The sequence below is a fragment of the Rhodopirellula sp. MGV genome, from assembly GCF_002251265.1.
Classification (GTDB): domain Bacteria; phylum Planctomycetota; class Planctomycetia; order Pirellulales; family Pirellulaceae; genus Stieleria; species Stieleria baltica_A.
The window spans coordinates 259,464-281,468 of record NZ_NPDI01000028.1 but is presented as its reverse complement, the minus strand read 5'-3'; the positions used below and the strand labels follow the sequence as shown (position 1 = coordinate 281,468).

The following is a 22,005-nucleotide window of genomic DNA, read 5'->3' as shown; positions in this document are numbered from 1 at the left end:
GACGTCAAGCTCCCAACACAACCAATTTGACTTCGCCGTCACTACGCCCTTGCTGTTGATCTTGAAACCGACACGCGGTTTTCAAAATCGACAATCTGCTGCGTCGGCGTGCGGACAGAAGGCGAACTTCACCTACGAAGTCGCGAGGATTAAGTTCGCTGTGATAGTGACTTTGAATGCTCGCGATCAAATAATTGGACAGCTGCTTTTTAAAGAAACCGTCCAAGGTGTAATCGTCGAGCGCCGGCAATAGCGATTCCCGAACACAAGTCGCTAGCAAGACATACGCCAATTGGTTGTAGCAAATATTGAATTCGACAGCGTTGAAATGTCCTGTGTCGTCGATATAGCAGGACCTGTCGATTTCGAATTCTCCTATCGCGACAATCGAGTCCCATGTGCGTGTGCATTCGGTCTCGAATCCCACGTGGACTCGCTTCAGATACTGACACGACGGTCGATAGGGCTTTAGCACCTGTCTCAAGAATGCGTCATCAATGTCGCTGACTTGGCACAACGTTGATGTCGCGATTCGATGATTCGCTAGCGTGAGAGGACTCATGACACGATTCCTTTGTAGAACGGCAAGTCGTCATAGATACCGATGCGATAGCTCTTACTCTGTTGCCCCGGTTTGACGGCCGTTGACATATGGATCAAAAAGCGGTTGTCCCAGATGATCAAATCGCCCTCTGACCACGCATGCTCGTGAATGTGCTCTGGCCGCTCGATGTATTCGAACAACTCGGCCAGTCGTTCACGGTTCTCTTCGAAGGTCATCCCTTCAATCGCCACGGTAAAACCGCTGTTGAGATACAGGATTCGCTCTCCGGTGACCGGGTGCTCGATCACCGCGGGGTGCCGCACCGGTGGCACCTCTTCATTGATTCGGTCGAGCAATTCTTTTAACGACCGATCGATATCGGACGCTTGCACCTTGTATCGCAATTGTCCGGCATGAATTGTGGTCGCATGATCGACATAAGCCTTCAGATGCTCGGGCAACTCCCGATAAACCTTGGCCATATCGATATATAACGTGCCTCGTGCATCCTGCGGGAACACTTGTGGATAGATCGACGTCCATGACAACGGATGCTGCTCGAACGAACAATCGGTATGCCAGTAATGCCCTGTCCGAGCCACACCGACTTTTTGACCGTTCTCGGCGATATTGGACGAGACAAAGATTTCGGGATAGCTTGGATGGTGATAGTTGGTCTGAAAATAAACTTGCGGACGCCCAAGTTTTCGAGCGATTTCGACGTACTGCGACTCATTCATTTGTTGGCCGCGTATGACGACCAAACGATAGCGATAGATCGCTTCACGTATTGCAGTTATCTCGGACGAGTCGGGCACCAGCTCATTGACATCGATACCGGAAATCACCGCCCCAATCTGGTCGGCGGGTGGTGCATCGATTCGAAGACTCTGTACGGCTGACATGATCAGTTCACCTTTCGTGTGTGGTTTTCCCAGTACGGCTTTCGAAGCTCTGTTTTCAGAACTTTTCCGCTGGGGTTCCGGGGAAGTTGAGTGACAAATTCGAATGACTTGGGGACCTTGAATTCGGCGAGCTCCGACCGCACAAAGCTCAGCAAATCGCGGACACGTGGCTTTTCGGCGTCGCCGCGGAGAACCAAAAACGCTTTCGGCGATTCGCCCCATTTCGGATCAGGGACACCGATCACCGCGACATCCGCGATTGCGGCATGCTTGCGTAACGCCGTTTCGATTTCGGCCGGAAAGATGTTTTCGCCGGCGTAGATGATCATGTCCTTGATGCGATCGCAGACGAACAGAAAACCACGACCGTCCAAATAGCCTGCGTCACCGGTCTTGACCCAACCGTCAACGAGCGTAGCGTTGGTTTCGTCGGGGCGGCGATAGTATTCCAACATCGCGGACGGCGACCGAAGCCAGATTTCGCCGACTTCACCCGTGTCCAGTTCGCCCCCATCGGGACCAACAACTTTGCACTCGACACCGGGAAGCGGCTGGCCAGCGGCCGACGCAAGCGCCGGATCGGAGTGATCTTCAGGCCGCAAACAGACCGCCATGTTGCCCGTTTCCGTCAAACCATAAATTTGAAAGAAACGTGCATTGTTAAACGCGGCTTGAGCTTTCGCGAGCAGTTCCGCAGCGATCGGTGAACCGCCATAAAGAAGCCCACGAACGCTGGAGAAGTCTGCCGCCGTAAAGGTTGGCTCGGCCAAAACGAACTGAATCATCGCGGGCACCATCGGCACTTGAGTGACTCGGCGCTGGACGATCAATTCGATCGCTTTCCAACCGACAAACGAGGGCATCAAATACCCGGTCGATCCGCTCAAAAATCCTTGCACCGCCCACCACAACCCGCCAATGTGGAACTGCGGAAGTGACAACAACAATCGGTCGCTTGACGAAAACCCCATCCAATCGTCGCCTTGCGATCGCATTTGGCGACGCAAACGAATAAATGCCCGATGGCTCAGCACGACGCCCTTCGGTGTTCCAGTTGTTCCCGACGTGTAGATCTGCACAACAGGCGTTTCGCTGAAGTGGCCCTGTGCAACAGTATCTTCGATTGCGTCGCACTGGTCGTGCCGATCCAACCATTGCTGAAATCGCTCGATCGAAAGGACGCCTCGCTGCGACTGTTGCGATGAACGAACACCACTGAGTTTGTCGCTGGATGCATTGTCCGCGAACAAAAGCTTTGCGTCACAGTCATCCAAAATCCGCGACAGTTCCGCCGCAGACAGCTTCCAGTTGATCGGGACCAACACGCAGCCCGCCTTGGCACAGCCGAAAAGCAACAAATAGCCCGCGAGGCTGTCCATACCGATCAAGGCAACTCGTGCACCGATACCACAGCCTTCTGCGACAAGTGCTGCGGCGATTCGGTCGGTGACCTGATCAAGCTTCGCAAAGCTGACGGAGTCGTCATCGAGGGCAAACGCAATGTGGTCTCCAAAACGCTCGGCTAGCGTTTGACAAGCTTCGCCGAGTGTTTCGCAAGCGTCCAATGCGGTGAATTCAAATTTCGCCATCACGATGCGTTCTCTTCGCCGGCGTCCCTATTTCGCTCGATCGTCGATCGCTTCCGGCGAACTAGCGAGAGGCCCAACGCCCCAATGGCCAAGCAAGCGAAACTTGACGGTTCGGGAATGGCAGTGACGCCCGCAAATGAAAACGTCCCGACATTCAATTCGGGTTGCAGATACCAAGCGGCACTAAACTCGTCGGAAACATACAGGTCCCCCGACAGCGAAAGGCTGCCAGCGGTGTCGATGCCCGCTGCTACCGAATCGATCGATAGATTTCGAATATCAAACAACGGCAGCGTTTGCAGTACGGTGTTGGTTAGCAACCAACCGGAGTTTTCTCCCTCCGAGCGAGTTTCGTCGTAGTGGAGTGCATAATTTCCAAACTGCAACCAAACACTGCCGGTAGCGATCACCGCATCGTTCGCATACCAAAATGCGTCTCCACCGGCGAACGTTGCCGCCCCTTGCGCACCGACACTCGCGATGCTGGATGGATCGAATTCGAGCGGGCTACCAGCACCCGCATTGAAGGTATAGCCCAAACCTTCGGTTGACGGTCGCACCCAACCGTCGCGAAGGTCACTGAAATCGGTGGCCGTGGCTGGCGATGCGGGGCGCCCCGGCAAGACGCCGTTACCGTGCAGTCCGAATTCCATAAACGCTTGCCCGGGCGTCAGCGAAATACCGACGCTTTGTAGCGCCAGCTCGTTGCCGCCGTTTGCGAACGCGTCGCCATCAAAATCGATGACCAGCGCCCCTCCCGTAACAACATCCGCCCGTGCGGAGTCGCCAATGCTGTGAACCGCTAGAGACCCGATCACGGCAAATAAATAGACCAACCGTTTTTTGTATTGAATGTATGACATGTTTGCGATGCTGAATGACTGCTTGTGCCAATCCTCTTTTGCACTGACACAACCTGACCTGAGCAGACAACGGCGCGTTCGCCGCTGCGAAAGTGAATGCCGAGCAACATCAGCCGCGCCCATGCAGACTAGAGCGATGCCAACTTTGTGAGGAGCAGACAAACCGTCGCCCGCATGGGAGCGACAGATGCGGCTCAGCAAATTGAAGTGATACGCTGCCATCGCGCAACACAATGCAGAGAGCTGCGATTTGCAAATCGGGCGTGACAACCGAAGGAGCAAACATCAGCCTGCGACACCAAACGCATCAACAGATACGCAGACGTGCAGCATCAACCCAGATAGTTGCGTCGACGAAACGCACTAGCTCTCGGGTCACTGATGAAATCGGTCCGGTGCCACGCTAGGCAGCAGCTACAGCAATCAATCCCCGGGGCACAGGCCCTTCGGGTGAATCACAACGTGACTTCATCGAATCGCTTTCGATACAGAGTCGCTCACACAAGTGAGGTGGCGACTTGACGGTTGCATCCAGATCTGGAATCCAGGTGTCTTTCAACAAACGCAGCGAGACTTCGATTCCTCGGCACTTTAAAGCCGCATCCAACAACACGACACGAGATCGCTTGTCGATGTCCCTCGACGACTTGGAGGGCCGAATAGGCACATCGGTACATTTCGCACTGGCTTTTGAAGAACAGCACGTGCTGGCGGCAAGTCTCGCCGTACAACAGGATCGCACCGGAGCGGCTTCACCTGAATCAGCGGCAGAAGCAACCACAGGCTGTGACTCTTGGACGCGTGCCACCAAAAATTCAGGCGGAGTAACCTGATTCCGTTCAGCCCAAGCGAGTTTCTCGGCATCGGTGTGGCAGCAACACTTGTCCCAACAATGTTCCGCACTGGAACATCCACAAGGGCACGATTCACAAGGAAATCGCTCGTTAGAAGGCTTCTTCGACCGATCCGGAAGCGGGATGCCAACAATGCCGACGAGGAGTGTCAGAACCAGCCCAGCGACGACCAACCGAACCCTACGGGCCGAAAAGAATGACGTCGGATGAACATTATTACTGGACAAACTGGGGCGGCCATTAATAGGCGATCAGCCCGCTCCTCACGTCCGTCATGATTACCCAAGCGATTCACCTTGTCAATCATTCAAACGGGATGAAATCGTGCCACCGATATCCATCTGGTAACGTCTTACTAGCGGCGAATTCCAAGTGCAGGATCCTGCGGTGCCGATCCGTCCCGGGCAGCGATGATCCGCTGCCGTGCGTCAGTAAGGGTCGCATCGCCAGCACTTGCCCCTTTGCCGCATGAACCGAGACTGCGTGCTGCACACCAACCCCTTCGCTGTCACTGGTGTGATGTGACTGGGGCACAACACGTAGCGGACCGTTTTCGTCGGTTACTTCGTCCAGGTGAATTCGCAGCGTCAACATTTGCCGCAAAATCTCGTCCGATGCGATCACATGCGGAACACCTGCCTTGACCGTCGGGCGTGAAAAGAACGGCGACGGAGTTTCTCGATCGGCACCGTTGTCGGCAACCGCGATGGCCGTGTCCTTGTGCCAGCCCAGTGCCCATGTCCGATCCGGCGGCTTGTCGAAAAACAAAGCCCGCACCAATCCGAATCTGTCTCCCAACTGCGACTTCAGAAAACCGATCAACGACTCGGTTCGCCAAACCGTTGCCACCATCGGCAATGTCCGGATCAAGTTCCGCGCGGCGTAGACATGTCCGCGACTGGATTTGGCTAACACACCGCCGTCGCGTTTTTCGGCAAGGTCACGGTCCGCGAAGACTCGTTCACATGCCGTCAACAATTCGTCGACGACCAATTGCTTGACCGGCTTGTTCAATAACGCGAATCCTTGGCTGCGAAACGAATCCATCGCCAGATCGGCATCGGGCGTGAAAGCTTGACTCGGCTGACCCGAATTGCTACTTTGCATTGTAAAGTTACTTTCAGTATGACGTGGTTGTGATTCTCTTGCCGGGAGCAATCGGTGGAACTTCGCGATGCGATGCAACAGATTTCTGAGATTCGCCAACAGATGGCGCAGACAGAAGTGTTCCGCGGTTATCGCTCCTTGACCGTTGCGTCATCAGGAATGCTGGGGTTGGCTGCCGCGGCCGTGCACACGACGCGATTGCAACCGGCCAGTTTTCAATCGAGCAGCGAGCTTCTGGATCACTGTTTGACACTGTGGCTGGTGGTGGCATCGATCAATGTCGGCTTGGTTGGTCTGGAACTGTTGTGGCGGATCAAATCCTCGTCCGACCGCCTGACTGGAGAAAAGACGCGATTGGCGGTCGAGCAGTTTGCGCCTTGCTTGGTAATCGGCGGACTTTTGACCATTTGTATCCAGCGCGGTGCTCCCGAGGCCAGCTGGATGCTGCCCGGATTGTGGTCCTTGGTGTTTGGGCAGGGCATTTTCGCGTCACGGCGAATGCTTCCCAATGCCGTCATCTGGTCGGCGATGTATTACGTGATTTGCGGTTGCTGTTGGCTACGCTGGGGTGATCACACCCAAGGCTTTTCGGCACTTCAAATGGCGATTTCATTCGGCGGTGGCCAATTCCTTTCCGCCGCTATCTTGTACTGGAATTTGGAGCGTCATGATGCGACGAAAACAGAACCATTCTAAAGCGACGCCGGACTCGGATAAAACATCATCACCCCCAAAGGCAGGCCGTTTCTCCTATGACGGGCTCGACCGGGTAATGCACGAGAAAGCTCGTTTGGGAATCATGGCTTCGCTGGCGGCAAACCGTGATGGCGTTGTCTTCAACGATCTCAAACGTTTGTGCTCGCTGACTGATGGCAACCTCAGTCGTCACCTGGGAGTACTCAGCGACGCCGGACTGATCGAAATCTGGAAAGGCACCGAAAACTCGCGATCCCAAACCATGGTCCGGCTATCATCAACGGGACGCGAACGTTTCGCCGAGTACATCGCCGTCTTGGAATCCGTCGTCGCTGATGCACAGGCAAAAACACAAACCCAACCGAGCGGCCAACCCTTGGGCGGCAACTGGTCCCCGGCTTAGCCTCTTTTTTTCGCCACTCACTTTGCAATACAAAGTCAATTTCAAAACCGAACGGTGAATTGATGAAGAACGCTTGGATTCCCAAAGAGATGCGGATCGCTCCCGAATTGCCACCGATCGATCCTAGACGGCAACCCAAGCCACAAACATCGCTACTGATCAATCCGTTCTATGCCAAAGACCGACATGCCAGCTTTGGTAAACACGTTCTGACACCAACCCTCGCGCTGACCAGCATCGCCAGCAGCACTCCGGACCACTGGGACGTGCAGTACTGGGACGAGAATCTGCTGCAGGGGCCGCCGCCATGCGAACCGATTCCGGCTATCGTCGGCATCTCCGTCCACCTGACGTTTGCCAAACGAGCTTACGAACTGGCCAAATGGTACCGCAGTCATGGTTCGATTGTGGTGATGGGCGGTTTGCATGTGCTTTCATGCCCTGATGAAGTCGCCCCGCATGCGGATGTTTTGGCGATCGGCGACGGAGTTCAACTTTGGGGACAGATCCTTGGCGACATCGATCGCGATGACTTGCAACCGATTTACAAAGCCGATTTCAAACGTCCGTATCGTGACGACCCTGCACCGCGGCGAGAGCTACTCGATCGACGCAGCTACTTAACCACGAGCAGCTTGATCGCGACACGCGGCTGTCACAATCGTTGCGGCTTTTGCTACTTATCCACCAAAGGGCTGCACATGCCCTATTTGATGCGTGACGTGCAACAGATCGTGGACGAGTTTCAACAAGACGACCAGCCCTACGCGGTCTTTACCGATAACAACTTGGGCTCCAAACCCGAATACCTGCGCCAACTCTGTCACGCGATTCGCCCGCTCGACAAAATCTGGAGCGCCGCGGTCAGCATCGACGTTGCAGATGATCCGACACTGGTACGCGATATGGCACTGGCCGGTTGCACCGGTGTATTCGTCGGATTTGAGTCCTTGTCGAATGACAACATCACGGACTCGAAAAAGAAAAGCCCACGCACCGAAGACTACGCCCGACGCGTCAAACTGTTTCATCAGTATGGAATCCAAGTCAACGGAAGCTTTGTGTTGGGTTTTGATCACGACCGTGAAGACGTTTTTCGGCGGACGGTCGAGTGGGTCGAAGCGAATCGATTGGAGTGTGCGACGTTCCATATCATGACGCCTTACCCGGGCACGCCGCTGTTTCGCCAAATGGAATCCGAAGGTCGCTTGCTGCACACCGACTGGGACAAATACGACACTGCGAACGTCGTCTTCGCTCCCAAACACTTGACGCCCGAGCAATTGGCTGAGGGCTACGAATGGTGTTACAAACGACTTTTCTCACATGCCTCGATCTGGCGAAGACGACCGAGTGATTGGCGTGCCGTCCCGGCGTACCTTGCGATGTCGTATCTCTACAAACGGTCAAACCGCTTTTGGCATTTGTTGATCAAGCATCGATGGACAGCAAGAGTTTGGCGACCGCTCGTCGAACTCACTCGCCGGCGTCACGTCAAATTTCGCAAACGCCTCGCTCAACAAACGACATCTGATCCCGCACGAAGCAGCACACTGGTCTCCGCCGGGGTTTGAACGCTGAAACGTTTTCGAACGAGACAGAAAGCGAAAATTGGCAAAGGACCGATTCACCGGCCAGTTCGCTGGTGTATTGTAACGGGATGATTAAAAGTGGCATTTCGACTGCACAGATCGAATCAATCCGTTGCCGCAAGCGATAGTCTCCCGACAAATGACATCTGACAACAGCAAGGTTGACACCGACCGACTCAGCCAAATCAGAACACATTGGTCCGCCGTCGTCGGTACGACACCGGCCGAAGAATGTGGTTCGACGGAAATTCAACGTGAGTTGTTACTACGATATGCAGGCCCAGCTTACCGGTACCTCTTGGCGATGGTGCGGGACCCAGACGTTGCAGACGATCTATCGCAAGAGTTTGCCTTTCGCTTCATCCGTGGTGATTTCCAGAAAGCTTCACCCGAGCGAGGACGTTTTCGCGACTACTTGAAACGCGCCTTGATCAACCTGGCGAACGACCATTTCCGGCGTCTAAAAAAGTCTCCTATCGTCGCGTCAGTCCACTCACCCCACAGTCAAGAACCGTCATACGCCTCTAAAATCGAAGCGATGTTCGACGAAGACTGGCGGCGAGAACTTCTTTGTCGAACATGGACTGCCATGGACGCCGCCGATGTTACTTCGCAAACCTGCTACTCGGTCATCTTAAAACTACGAACACAGCACCCGACTCACAACTCGAAATCGCTGGCTATTTTGGCGGGTGAACAGCTCGAACGTGAAGTCACTGCCGCGTGGCTGCGTCAGAATCTCAAACGTGCGCGCGACCGCTTCTGTGAACTGATGCGGGTTGAAGTCCAAAACACGCTGCTGTTCGCCGGAACTGAAGAAGTCGAATCGGAACTGCAACTACTCGGACTACAAAAGTACAGCCGCGTCTAATGGGATAGCATCCACATCGAACCCCTTGCCATTAAACCGGAACAATCGCCGATCGCACCGAGAAAGTTGAGAAGTCATTATCTTTTCGATCGGTTCACAACCGATTGCGGTCTGCGACAACAAAAGTTCGCCGGGCTGACCACCGTTGACCATCCGAATCGCATCCTCGAACGTTTCTCCAAAGTACTCGATCTGTCCGTTGATATTCATCATCACAGCCGGACCAACGTGAATCGCTATTTTCAATTTGTCGATGGGCTGAACCTCCTTCCTCACCTTTGCGATTACAGTGATCGCATCAGCCGCATCGTGAAAAACCGAGACGGTTGTTTCTCCGATCGTCTTAATACATCCGCCCTTGCCCCGTGAGACAAGGTCTCGAACGATTTGCAGAAAGTTTCGAGTGTTTTCGAAACCGTCTTCTTCCGTGACCATTCGGCCTTCGCTACATCTTTCCATAACAACGAATGCCACCCCAGACAAAGTTGTGGCATGGTCCGTCGCTGGAATCTCGTCAGGAAACAATCGTCGAAATGTTGACAAGGAAGCGACCTCTGCTGCTGTCAATAACTCGGATTGCTTGCCCATACGCTCGATCCGTATTAGCAATTCTCTGTCAAATCGATTGACCAAGGTCAACGACTGGTCCGGTAGCTTTAAACTTAAAGTCGTAAGGTTGTCCGATCCATCGCCGAAGACGATCTCGGTCCGATCGATGTTACATTGCGATACGATTTCTAAGTCGACCGAGGAAGACAACTGAGGACTACCGACTTGATAACGCCCCTCGATCAGTGAAAGTGACAACTCGCGACTGGAATGTGGTTTCAAAAGCAATTGCGTGACGACACGTGGTTGATGCCATGGACCGCCAATACAGTAAATCTGCGTCTCTGATTGGCGTAGCCGTGGGTGCGCTCGAAAAACGAGTTCCACGCGGTGGGCAAGATCATTGTGAAACTCACAACCACAAACCTGACACCGACCATGTGTCGTCACATCATGGAGCTTGTTGACATGAGAGGTCGGAACCTGACAAGACGGACAATGAATTTCCCAACGATGCTGCAACAATCCTTGATGTGCCGCATGGATACAAGCTTGAATCGTTGCTTCATTCGAAAACCCAAGTTTGCGTGCCAATTGAACAGGTCGAATCCGTCCGACAGTTTGTACCGAACCGCGACGAACCAATCGCGACAGTTCGATCAGCACAGCCGGGTCAACACCGACCTTTGCAAGTTGTGAAACGATTTCATCAATCCTTCTTGCGGATTTTCGCCCAATCTTATTTGCCGACTCATAAACATCCTCAATCGCAATCGTCTTCGAATCCGGCATGACTTCGGTGTCAGAGCCATTCGGCCCAAGCACTGAATCAATGCGCCGATAGACACGATCGAATGAACGCATTGCGACTCGCCCGAGACGACACTGTGTTAACCAGCGTCCGAATCGGTTTCTTGGTAGCACCTCAAGCCGATGCAATAGCGTGGTGCCTCTGCCGCGGCGAAAGAGCTGCACCGTACTTGTCGCTGACAGCAATGGCCCATGCGAAAAACTGCGAACCACCGAAAAAGAGTTTGGCTCGATCCATTCGAACGGCTCTTCAACCCATGAAAAAGTCAGGCCAGCGACTCGAGCTTCACAGTGACGTCGCATCGTTCCCTGGTCTCCCGAAGCGATGCTGTACTCCACCGCCGGAAGCTCGACCGCATGATTCATCCGGTCCGTATTTGAAACGTATTGCCAAACGACGCTTGGTGAAGCTTGCATCTCGCACACCAACTCAAACGTCAATGGTGCCTCGCCTTCCGATTGGCGAACGAGTCCAGTCGTTTCCAACCGTGTCGGCTCACCCGCCAAGATCGCTTCAAGCACAACAAGAAAATCGTGTACGTCGACAAATCGATGAGTTGGACTTTTCGCGAGCATCTTTGCAACCAATTGGCTGACCGGCTTGCTAACCCCGGCAACAATGGCATCGAGCTGCGGTGGTCGGGCATACAGATGCTCGTCAGCGAGCCCTATTAAGCTGTTGGCTTCCAAAGGCGGTCGCCCCGTCAACATTTCGAACAGCGTTGCACCCAACGAATAAAGATCAGCAGCTGGCGTAGCACGCTTTTCCCCAGAGAACAATTCCGGGGCCAAGATTTCCGGTGCCATGTAGCGAGGTGTCCCGACCACTGCATTGGTGTGCGTCAATTCAATCGACTCGACACTTCGTATCATCCTGGCGAGTCCCAGGTCCGTCAGTTTGACCGCCCCCAGCGCGATCTCATGCGACGTACTTTGATCGTGTGACGAAAGCTTTTCTGTATCGATCAGGATGTTGGATGGCTTGACATCACGGTGGATGACACCTCGGTTGTGCAGACAAGCCAACCCGATCGCTACCTGCTGGATCAATCGCAATGCATCGCCCTCCGCGAGCGATCCGCGCTCCCGAATCAGCTGCTGCAAGCTAATCCCTGGAATATATTCCATCGCAAAAAACATGAGCCCCTGGTCTTCGCTCACTTCAAATAGCTGAGTGATCGCTGGGCTATCGAGGTCGGCCAATAAACGGGCCTCCCTTTGAAAACGCTTTATCGCGCTAGCACTGCTTTTTATGTCCGGCCGCAAGACCTTGATGGCAACGTTGTCTCGGGCAACGAAGTCTCCTGATTCGGCCTCGGCCAAAAAAACGACTCCCATTGCGCCGCGGCCCAACTCGCGCACGATACGAAAATGACCGAGGGTTTTACCAACCAAGTGGCTTGACCAATCTTCGCTCAAGCAGCCCCGGAATCGACCAGCGGCTGCTCGTTCATCGACCTCTCCGTACCAGCTCGGCGCTTCGATGAGATCGTCTAACTCACTACGGAAGCCATCACTCGAACTCGGATCGTCTGCAAAGCTTGTCACAGTAGTCCTTTCGAACACACGAGATGAAATTCAGATGCCATCCGCCATATCGATGCCCATCGTAGTCGATGCCATGGACGAGGTGTCAATTTCGCGTTGAGATGCTCCGTCAATGCCATGGCTTCACCAGCGAGGATTAGAGCGAGGACTTTTCATCAATCTAAGGTCAGGGAGTGCATCACCCTAACTCGCGATGAACAAATCAAAATATTCATCGGAATCACTGTCACAGATTTGGATTGGCAGCGTAGCTGTGACAAGGATCTCATCAGCGAGTGCAGTCTGACGGCAAGTTTTCACCGGTGATGCGTCCACCCCGCGAATCCTCCACTTGAGCCGGCTCAAATTATGACGAAGCAGATGCTTTCTAAGTTCTTGACTAGAAAAAAACGTGTCCAACGAACTCGAGCGTCAAAACGTTGGGCCCTTCGTCGACCGTTTCTCGAAGACCTTGAGCAGCGGAACTTGCTGGCCGCCATTACCGTCGACACATTTAGCGACGTTGTCGATGCATCTGACGGATTCACCAGTCTTCGCGAAGCGATCATCGAATCGAATTCCAACGGTGAGGACGACACGATCTCGCTGCCAGCGGGAACACTTACGCTTTCGATCACGGGTTCCGGCGAGGACGCGGCTGCCACCGGCGACTTGGACATCACCGAAGACAACGCATTGACGATCATCGGTACCGCGACCACGACCATTGATGCGAGCGGATTAAATGATCGTGTCTTCGACATCATGTCTGGAGCCAGTGTCGATCTCTCAAACGTTACGCTAACCGGTGGGATTGCGTCTGATACAGCTGGCAGTTCAGCCAGCGCGACCGGCGACGGCGGTGCGATCTTTAACGCGGGATCACTGTCGATCAACCAAGTCACCATTGACGGCAACACCGCTGCGGGTGCCTCCGGCAGCGGAGGCGGTGTGTTCAATGCAGGAACCTTCTCGGCGATCGATTCGTCGATTATCAACAACACCGCCAATCGCGCCGGTGGCGGTATAGAAGACGCATCCAATCAGTCAGTCACGCTGACAAACGTCGCGTTGGACGACAACAACGCGGGTGTCGCCCCCGAGGCGACACCCGCACCGGGCAACGGCGGTGGACTGCACGTCACCGGAAGCGCCGAAATCACAATCACCGGTGGCACCGTCAGCGGCAACGTTGCTGGCGCTGAGGGAGGTGGACTTTGGAACTCGGCGACCGGGACGTTAACGGTCGACGGAACAACGATTGATGGGAACTCTGCGCCGACCGGTGGTGGTGTCTTCAACGATGGCGGCGTCGATGTCACTTCGCAATCCTTCTCCACAGAACTTGTCCCACTCAATAATTCCGGCGTCTCTGGTAACGTCACCGTTACCGTTGATCAGTCATCTCCCATGACTCCAACCATTACCGTCGCTGTCAACGCTGCCGGTTTGGTTGCCAACCAACCGCACATCCAACACATCCACGGCCGTTTCGCATCAGACCTCGACCAAACCGGGACACTTGCCAGTCCATTCGTCGGAAGCGGAGGAGTGCCCATCTCCTCACGTGTCCCGGGACCTCAAGAAGACACCAATGGCGACGGCTTCATCACCGTCGGCGAAGGCTTGGCTGCCTATGGCAACGTCCTGCTGAACCTTTCCGACCCGCAAACCCCGGCCCCACCGGCAGGCGAATCACCGCTCGAAAACTTCGACATCGCAAGCTTTCCGACCGCCCCGGACGGAACGATCGATTTCGAAATGACTTACTCGTTTGATCTGTCAGACCCTGACCAGGCGAGGCAGTTCAACAACTTGGTCCCAATGGGATTGCGTGAATACGTTGTCCACGGAGTCAATACTGACATTGATGTCGATGGCGACGGATCACCGGACGGTTATCGGGTGACGGGCCCTGCTGCTGCGGGAACGCTCAAACCGATTGGTGGCTCGGTCACGATCACCAATAGCACCATTTCAAATAACAGTGCCCAAGGTGACGGCGGCGGATTCACCAACGAAGGCGGCATGATGACTGTCGTCGACAGCACCGTCAGTGGCAACACCAGCGGCGGCGACGAACCGGGCGAAGGTGGTGGTGGCTTCGCAAACTTTGGCGGCACGCTCGAAATCACCGATACCAACATCACCGCAAACACGGCGACCACAGGACTTGGCAACGGCGGCGGTATTTTGAACAACGACGGTGGAACCTTGGTGGTCAGCGGTGGCACCATCTCTGGTAACTCCGCCGCACGCGCCGGCGGCGGTGTCGAAAACGCCGGAACCGCAACCTTCGATTCGGTCGAACTGGACCAAAACAGCACCGGCATTAACGGCGGGGCGTTGCACACGTCAGGGCCTTGGACCGCGACGTTCGTTAACTCGACCGTCACTTCCAATACGGCGGGCGCCGAAGGTGGCGGCCTGTGGAACAGCGTCAGCGGGACGATGACCGTTTCCGAAACCACAGTCACCGGAAATACCGCTTCAGGCGACGATGCCGATCAGGGCGGCGGCGGTGTCTTCAATGATGGCGGACTGTTGGTCATCGGCTCCAGTACGATCGGAAATAACATCGCCGACGGGACGAGTGGGTCAGGCGGAGGCATCTTGAACCTCGGCGGCGAACTGACAGTGACCGCGACCACAATCAGCGGCAACACCGCCAATCGCGCCGGTGGCGGTATCGAAGCGACCGACGGAAGCCAAACGACGCTTGCTAATTCCGACTTACAAAACAACGTAGCTGGACCAGTGGGAACAGCCGCTCCCGGCAACGGCGGCGGATTCCATATCAGCGGCGATGGGAATGCCTCTGTTACTGGCGGCACCGTCACTGGCAATAGCGCCGCAGCCGAAGGCGGCGGCCTTTGGAACGGGGCTGGCATGATGATGGTCAGTGGTACGACGTTCGAAAACAATACGGTCAGCGGAGAAGCGGACGACAACGGTGGCGGCGCGCTGTTCAACAACGGCGGAGCACTGCAACTCGATGATGTAACGGTTGCAAACAACACCGCGACGGGGTCTCGTGGTGGTGGTGCTGGCGTGATGAACGTTGCGGCCGGAACGTTGACAATCCGTAATAGCAGCTTCATCGATAACGAAGCCGCGGGCACGATGATGGGTGATGGCGGGGGTGCCGTCCTGAGCCTTGATGGCATCGTCGACATCGCCGATAGCACCTTCACCGGTAACACCGCATTGGGCGTTTCTGGCAGCGGTGGCGGAATCCTTGCACGAACGGGCCAGTTAACCCTCGTCGACTCCACACTCAGTGGAAACCTAGCTAACCGTGCTGGCGGCGGAATCGAAATTGGCTCCGTTGATTTGTTGCTCGATAACGTAGTGCTCGGCGGCGAAACCGTTGACGACGGAAATTCGGTTGCGGGCAGCACTGCGAATCCGGGTAACGGAGGCGGGCTTCATGTGACTTTTGATTCTCAAGTCACGGTCGTTGGCGGTCTGGTCGCGAATAACTCGGCTGTCGAAGGTGGCGGACTTTGGAACTCCGCAACCGCCGCGATGACCGTCGACGGAACCACGATTCGTGACAACGTTGCAACCGGCGACGCGGCTGACCAGGGTGGCGGCGGTGTTTTTAACGACGGAGGCCAGCTGTCGATCGAAAACGCGACTATCAGTAACAACATCGCCAACGGCACAAGTGGTTCTGGCGGTGGAATTTTGAACCTCGGCGGCATGCTTTCGGTGAACGAAACGGTGATCGGGGGCAATACTGCGAATCGAGCCGGCGGCGGGATCGAAGTCACTGCGGATAGCGCCACATGGCTGACCGATGTCACGCTCGGATCCAACGACACTGGCAGCACCGGAAACTCTGTCAGTGGAAATGCGAACCCAGGAAATGGCGGTGGGTTGCATATCAGTGGCAACGGAGTTGTCACGATCCTGGGCGGACTTGTTGCAGGTAATACTGCGGTCGAAGGCGGCGGACTTTGGAACTCTCCGTCTGGTTTGCTAACCCTGACATCAGTCTCGCTCGAGAACAATTCGGCGATCCGCGGTGGAGGCGTCTTCACCCAGCCGTCCACCACCGGTGCGACCACGATTATCAATTCGAATCTCGTCAATAACCAAGCAACCGGCGATGAAGTGACTGATGGTGGAGGCGGGATCCATAATCAGGGAACCCTTTCTATCATCGCCTCAAACCTCTCTGGCAATATTGCCAACGGGGCGGCAGGTAGCGGCGGCGGGATCGCCAACGCAGGCGAGCTTTCGATCACAAGTTCAACGCTCGATCAAAATATTGCGAATCGTGCCGGTGGCGGCATCGAGGCCTTAGACGGTTCGACGACGTCGCTCAACGGTGTCGACCTAACCGATAACGTTGCCGGTCCCGACGGGGCCGCGGCTCCTGGAAATGGTGGAGCCGTACATGTTAGCGGCGCCGGGAATGTATCGATCATCGATGGTCTAATTGCGAACAACGTTGCCGCCCGCGAGGGAGGTGGACTTTGGAATGGTTCGGGCACGATGTCAGTTAGCGGTACACGGCTGGAAGCTAATGTTGCCGCCGGCGACGCCGCCGACGATGGTGGTGGCGCGTTATTTAACAACGGCGGCACACTGATCATCACCGACGCAATCATCCAATTGAACCAAGCGACGGGCGCCAGTGGCTCGGGCGGCGGATTGCTGAATTTGGGAGGGACGGTCGTTATGACAGACACCTCCTTCTCGCAAAACACCGCGAATCGCGCGGGCGGTGCAATCGAGGTTACCTCCGGTTCTTCCACCAGTTTGCTTCGCACCAATCTGGTGAACAATGTGGCCGGTCCGGTCGCCACAGCCGCTCCTGGAAATGGTGGCGGGATTCATATCTCTGGCGATGGCAGCGTCCTCGTGGACCGATCCAACATCGAGGAAAACTCAGCTGCGAATGAAGGCGGTGGTCTTTGGAACAGCGCATCAGGGCGACTCGATCTTCATTCGTCTACCGTGCATTCAAATGCGGCGCCAGTTGGCGCTGGTGTGTTCAACGATGAAGGCTCCGGAACAACAACGATTGTCAACTCGACCATCGCCGAAAACGTCGCTTCGGAAAACGGTGGTGGGATCGGGATCGCTGGCGGATCCGTTCAAGTGACCAGTTCAACCATTGCCGGAAATACGGCAAACTCAGGTGGCGGAGCGTTGATCGACTCAGCCGGCTTGCTGACTGCCGTGAACACGATCTTCGGCAGCAACTCTGCCGTGACAGGTGCTGATCTATCGGGCAGCCTGATCAGTGGTGGTAACAATTTGATTGGTGACTCAACCGACGTAACCGTCACGCCGATGGCATCGGATGTGATCGATGTCGATCCCTTACTGGGCACGCTCAGCGATAACGGTGGATCGACACTGACGATACCGCTGCTTGATGGCAGTCCCGCACTCGCAGCAGGCGTGATTGCCGGAGTTCCTGTGGATCAACGCGGGATCTCACGTCCCCAAGGAAACGGAACAGATATCGGGGCATTCGAATCGGACCTGTCAGGCTCATCGAACGCTGTACCGTCATTGTCAATTTCTGTCCAACAAACGTCAGTAGACGAAGGTGATTCGGGGAGTGCCTCGTTCACATTCCTCGTCACACGTTCAGGAAATACGAGTACCGCACTGACCGTTGACTATGCCGTCCAAGGGGGCGAAGTGAATCCGGTTGACGCGGCCGATTTCGGCGGAACATTCCCAGCCGGAACCATCACATTCGCCGCGGACGAGATCACAAAATCAATTGAGCTGGCAATTTCGGGAGACACGGTTGTTGAGGGAAACGAGAGTCTCCAAATCGTCCTCAGTAATGCCACTGGAAACGCAAACATTCTCGTTGGAAGCGTCCTCGGAACGATCAATGATGATGATCTCGATGGCGATGGTGACACCCAAATCATTATTCCAGACCAGATTCTCGGAGCCCAACGCATCCCTGGGAATAACTTGCCTACGGCGATCGTCTTCCAAGCTCAGCTCGATACCACTATCAATATTTTTCCTGTCGGCACGGTGGACCTTCGTGAAACCATTCGCATTCTCGATGGCAACCTGCAGCAAATCAGCCAAGTCGATCGTGGTGTAACCACCGCAAATCTCGAATCTGGCGGACTCTATGCGATTGTCTTTGAACCACAATCGATGGATCGACTATTCATTGTCCAGGCAAACCGAAATGGCAATCCGTTTGCAAATTCCCCAACAAACATCTTTGCATCAACGGATACCGATGGCAGTGGCGAGACCACCCCGTCGGATGCATTGCGCATCATCAATGCCCTGGCAAGACAAGGCGAAGGCGAATCGGTAGTTGGTAATGGTTTCTTGGACGTCAATCGAGACGGGGACATTTCGCCATTAGACGCGTTACAAGTCATCAACTTCATCGGACGTCAATCGGCCACCGGTGTTGCCGAAGGTGAGCTCGTCTTGCCGCCCGCCAGTGCGATGGCAAGCCTTGTGTTGCCCTCAGTAAGCCATAAAGGAGCGACGAATGAAGTTCGTCGAGATAACGCTCAGGCAGATTTCGCATCCGACCCGAGTGGGATCAACGATGAAGTTTGGTTTGATGAGGATGAAACTTGGCTATCACTCGCAGATCGGCAAGCTGACTTCGCAGATGGTGACACAGATCAGAACGATGACTGGAAACTGGCGATTGATGCGACGCTAGAAATAGCCAGTGATAGCGACTTGGGATTCATTCGTTAATCCGGAGTACAAGATACGGATTCTTTGGCGAGTACACGTTGCTCCAAGGTGGAGTCAAACGCGGGACGTCCCAGACGATTGCATTGTTTCGGCGAACGACGAAACGCAAACTGTCTTGACGGCCGAACGCATACATCCACTTTAACGACTCGCCATCGCGTTGGACTTCCATCATCAATACGATTTCGGGATCATTGGTAGTGCCTTTGCAAAATGCAAACAAAGCACCGTCGACGATCCCGTTTTCTGTGCTGGAGTACCGATAGATCGGTTTTGGCAGTAGACGCAGGTTCCATTTTTTATCGAGATCCTCGCGGTCATCCATCACCGCCTCATGTTGTTCGGCCATCGAACGCATTTGACGCATTCGCTGAAACGGGATGCCCGCCGGCTGCGGCGCTTCTTCTAGTGGTTTCATCCGCACCCCCGGGCCGGGCTCCCACACAATGCTGCCTCCGCGTTTCATCTGAAGTGGCAACTCGCTCAACGATTGAAACTCAGCAGTACCGTGTGTGTATGGAGTGAACCATTTGTAGATCGATGCGATCGCTTGCGGTCGCCCTTCAAGCGTCCACACATACACGTCGCCATAGATTTCACCGCCGGTCGGATTGTTCCAACGCAATAGCGGTTCGGCTTGCATTTGCAGTTCCTGATCGTCACGCAGAATGGCGAACGTTGACGCTTCCGCTTTGGAAAAAGAGATCGCAAGCTGCGCGTTCTTAGTGGCCATCTCCGACGCAGGGTCTGCCGCGTGTGAACTCAAGCAAAGGCAGCACAGAACGGCCAACGCAATATTTCTCATCACCCAACCCTCGTGCAACGCGATCGGTCCGAAACCGCCAACTTAAGACATGGCGTCTACTCAAGCAACTATTTTCCGGGTAGAGACAGACCGCGAGATTGCCACCTATTCGGCCCAGTCTCGCCCCTGCATTCGAACCATCGCGGCGACTCTCCGGTGAGCGAACCTGCTGGTCCCCCCAATATCGCCCCAAATTCTCCCCGACTTTTTCTCAAAACCTTGTCGGGCACTTGCAGGAAACGGCGGTGACCCTAATGAAGGGGGCTCCAAAATGCGGCAAAACGCGGCATTTTGGGCTTCTCACCCCATCAGTCCGCCAGCTTGGTTCGTCAACGATGTCGCTTCGCCAGAAAAAACTCCCGATCTCTGCTCTCGAACGGATCGATGACCTGTGTGCCGAATTCGAACGCCAATGGCAATCGAATCAACCGCCTACTATCGAATCGATGGTCGCCGACGACATTGATCCGGTCGAACGATCGGTCCTGCTGGCCGAGTTGGTTGTCTTGGAAATCGACTACCGCAGACGACGCGGCGATCAGCCCAACAAGCACGAGTATCTGGAACGTTTTCCCGATCACTCCGATACCTTGGACGAAGCCTTTGACGACCAAGACAAACGCTCGCGTCCGTTCGCACCACCAACAATCGCCAGGCTGTCGGAACTGTTCCCCACCCTGGAAATCATCGAGTTGCTCGGTGCTGGCGGGATGGGTGCGGTGTACAAGGCTCGCCAACAAGGCCTCGACCGACTCGTCGCACTCAAGGTTCTGCCGGAAGAGTTCGCCCACGACGTGAAGTTCGCCCTGCGATTCACCCGTGAAGCCCGTACGCTGGCCAAGCTGAATCACCCCAACATCGTTTCGGTTTATGAATTCGGTAAAGCGGAGGACACGTTTTACTTCCTGATGGAATTCGTCGATGGTTCGACCTTGCGTGACGTCGTCAGCGGCGGACAACTGAAACCAGAACATGCGTTGGCGATCGTGCCACACCTCTGCGATGCGTTGCAATTCGCACACGACAAAGGTGTCATCCATCGGGACATTAAACCGGAAAACATTTTGATGTCCCAAGATGGCACGGTGAAGATCGCAGACTTCGGACTCTCACGCATCCTCGACAGCGACAACCAAGCGACCGGCCTAACGGCGACACACCAAGTCATGGGCACGCCTCGCTACATGGCACCCGAGCAGTTCGAAAGCACACGCAGTGTCGATCACCGCGCCGACATCTATTCATTGGGTGTCGTGTTCTACGAAATGCTGACCGGTGAGCTGCCGATCGGTCGCTTCGCCGCCCCGTCGCGGAAAGTTGCGATTGACGTTCGCCTGGACGAAGTCGTTTTGCGCACTTTGGAAAAGGAACCTCAACGCCGCTACCAACGCGCCAGCCAGATCAAGTCTGACATTCAAACGATCGGCTCGGTCACCCGAAATGACTCGGCACTCGCGCCGACGATGGACATCACCAACGGTCACGCAACAGCCGACATTGACTCTGACAGCTCGTCAGCGAATACAACGGCATCTGCCGCGAATCTTCAGCAGCAAGAATTAACAGCACGATTGTTTCTGACGCGCCGCGAACTGATGGATCAGATCAAGACTTCGCTCAGCCCCTTGTTTCAAGGTCAACTGTTTCAAATCTTCGTCGGGATTCTGTTGATCGGGCTTGGTGCCCAGTGCTGGGCTCGCGCTAGCGAATTCCATCGCGTCGTTTGCGGCGGCATCATTCATGTCTATGGAATCTTGGTAATCGCTGCCGGGATCGCCGTTTGTACGCGCATCAAACGCATCGATTTCACCGAGTCGGTGGACCAAATTCGCGGCAAGCTAGACACCGTCCGCAGGGTCTATGTCAAAGTCGCCCCAATCGTCGGATTCCCATGGTGGCTGATGTGGATTCCCGCCGCTGTCGCGTTCGGTTTTGATGCCGTCCTGGTCCCCAGTTCGTTGATCCCCTCGATTGTCGTTGGGGTGATCGGAACAGCCGTTTCATTCTGGTTGTATTTCCGAGCCATGCGACCAGGACGGCCCAACGCCCAAGCATGGGAAAAGCAGTTTGCCGGCAAGAGTTTGGCCGAAGCTTCAGCGATCTTGCGTGAAGTCGAACAAGCACAGATTCAGTAATCAATATCGTTCCGATCAGTTTCGAAACGATCTCTTTT

At 55.0% G+C, this 22,005-nt stretch carries 14 protein-coding genes; 6 read left to right on the top strand and 8 right to left on the bottom strand.

What is annotated here, in order from left to right; genetic code table 11:
• Window positions 1-4: 4 nt before the first annotated feature.
• The 5 genes from CGZ80_RS10075 to CGZ80_RS10045 form a co-directional block, all read right to left on the bottom strand.
• On the bottom strand, window positions 5-562 hold the full coding sequence (locus CGZ80_RS10075; RefSeq protein WP_094413887.1) for an FcoT family thioesterase: 558 nt from the start codon (window positions 560-562) through the stop codon (window positions 5-7).
• Window positions 559-1,449 (bottom strand): TauD/TfdA dioxygenase family protein, encoded by an 891-nt coding sequence (locus tag CGZ80_RS10070; RefSeq protein ID WP_094413885.1) that lies wholly within the window; start codon window positions 1,447-1,449, stop codon window positions 559-561. Before CGZ80_RS10070 ends, CGZ80_RS10075 begins: the two co-directional genes overlap by 4 nt.
• 2 nt (window positions 1,450-1,451) lie before the next feature.
• On the bottom strand, window positions 1,452-3,038 hold the full coding sequence (locus CGZ80_RS10065) for a long-chain-fatty-acid--CoA ligase (RefSeq protein WP_094413882.1): 1,587 nt from the start codon (window positions 3,036-3,038) through the stop codon (window positions 1,452-1,454).
• On the bottom strand, window positions 3,038-3,901 hold the full coding sequence (locus CGZ80_RS10060) for a PEP-CTERM sorting domain-containing protein (protein ID WP_158222641.1): 864 nt from the start codon (window positions 3,899-3,901) through the stop codon (window positions 3,038-3,040). The genes CGZ80_RS10065 and CGZ80_RS10060 overlap by 1 nt, the downstream gene beginning before the upstream one ends.
• A 1,157-nt stretch (window positions 3,902-5,058) precedes the next feature.
• Complete coding sequence (locus CGZ80_RS10045) at window positions 5,059-5,862, bottom strand: phytanoyl-CoA dioxygenase family protein (protein ID WP_233148340.1); 804 nt, start codon at window positions 5,860-5,862, stop codon at window positions 5,059-5,061.
• Window positions 5,863-5,916: 54 nt separating this feature from the next.
• On the opposite strand from CGZ80_RS10045, the gene CGZ80_RS10040 reads away from it, so the two are divergent.
• The 4 genes from CGZ80_RS10040 to CGZ80_RS10025 all read left to right on the top strand — a co-directional run bounded on the left by CGZ80_RS10040 (window position 5,917) and on the right by CGZ80_RS10025 (window position 9,424).
• Window positions 5,917-6,558, top strand: a complete 642-nt coding sequence (locus tag CGZ80_RS10040) for a hypothetical protein (protein ID WP_094413874.1) — start codon at window positions 5,917-5,919, stop codon at window positions 6,556-6,558.
• A gap of 76 nt (window positions 6,559-6,634) precedes the next feature.
• The gene (locus CGZ80_RS10035) at window positions 6,635-6,961 is read left to right on the top strand and encodes a transcriptional regulator (protein ID WP_198953664.1); all 327 of its coding nucleotides are present in this window, start codon (window positions 6,635-6,637) and stop codon (window positions 6,959-6,961) included.
• A gap of 62 nt (window positions 6,962-7,023) precedes the next feature.
• Window positions 7,024-8,535, top strand: coding sequence for a B12-binding domain-containing radical SAM protein (locus tag CGZ80_RS10030; RefSeq protein ID WP_094413872.1), 1,512 nt, complete (start codon window positions 7,024-7,026; stop codon window positions 8,533-8,535).
• A 157-nt stretch (window positions 8,536-8,692) separates the two neighbouring features.
• Window positions 8,693-9,424, top strand: coding sequence for an RNA polymerase sigma factor (locus CGZ80_RS10025; RefSeq protein WP_094413870.1), 732 nt, complete (start codon window positions 8,693-8,695; stop codon window positions 9,422-9,424).
• On the opposite strand, the gene CGZ80_RS10020 is transcribed toward CGZ80_RS10025, so the two are convergent.
• Complete coding sequence (locus CGZ80_RS10020; protein ID WP_255407705.1) at window positions 9,401-12,145, bottom strand: protein kinase domain-containing protein; 2,745 nt, start codon at window positions 12,143-12,145, stop codon at window positions 9,401-9,403. The genes CGZ80_RS10025 and CGZ80_RS10020 overlap by 24 nt on opposite strands.
• 1,728 nt (window positions 12,146-13,873) lie before the next feature.
• Entirely contained in the window at window positions 13,874-13,981 is a 108-nt protein-coding gene (locus CGZ80_RS29220) for a hypothetical protein (RefSeq protein WP_094413863.1), read from the bottom strand.
• Window positions 13,982-14,071: 90 nt separating this feature from the next.
• Between CGZ80_RS29220 and CGZ80_RS10000 the strand changes: the two genes are divergently transcribed.
• Entirely contained in the window at window positions 14,072-19,027 is a 4,956-nt protein-coding gene (locus tag CGZ80_RS10000; protein ID WP_094413861.1) for a choice-of-anchor Q domain-containing protein, read from the top strand.
• Here the strand turns inward: CGZ80_RS10000 and CGZ80_RS09995 are convergent.
• Window positions 19,017-19,832: a hypothetical protein gene (locus CGZ80_RS09995; RefSeq protein WP_143543834.1), complete on the bottom strand. Its 816-nt coding sequence runs from the start codon at window positions 19,830-19,832 to the stop codon at window positions 19,017-19,019. The genes CGZ80_RS10000 and CGZ80_RS09995 overlap by 11 nt on opposite strands.
• A 335-nt stretch (window positions 19,833-20,167) precedes the next feature.
• Between CGZ80_RS09995 and CGZ80_RS09990 the strand changes: the two genes are divergently transcribed.
• Window positions 20,168-21,967 (top strand): serine/threonine-protein kinase, encoded by a 1,800-nt coding sequence (locus CGZ80_RS09990; protein WP_094413857.1) that lies wholly within the window; start codon window positions 20,168-20,170, stop codon window positions 21,965-21,967.
• Window positions 21,968-22,005: the final 38 nt, after the last annotated feature.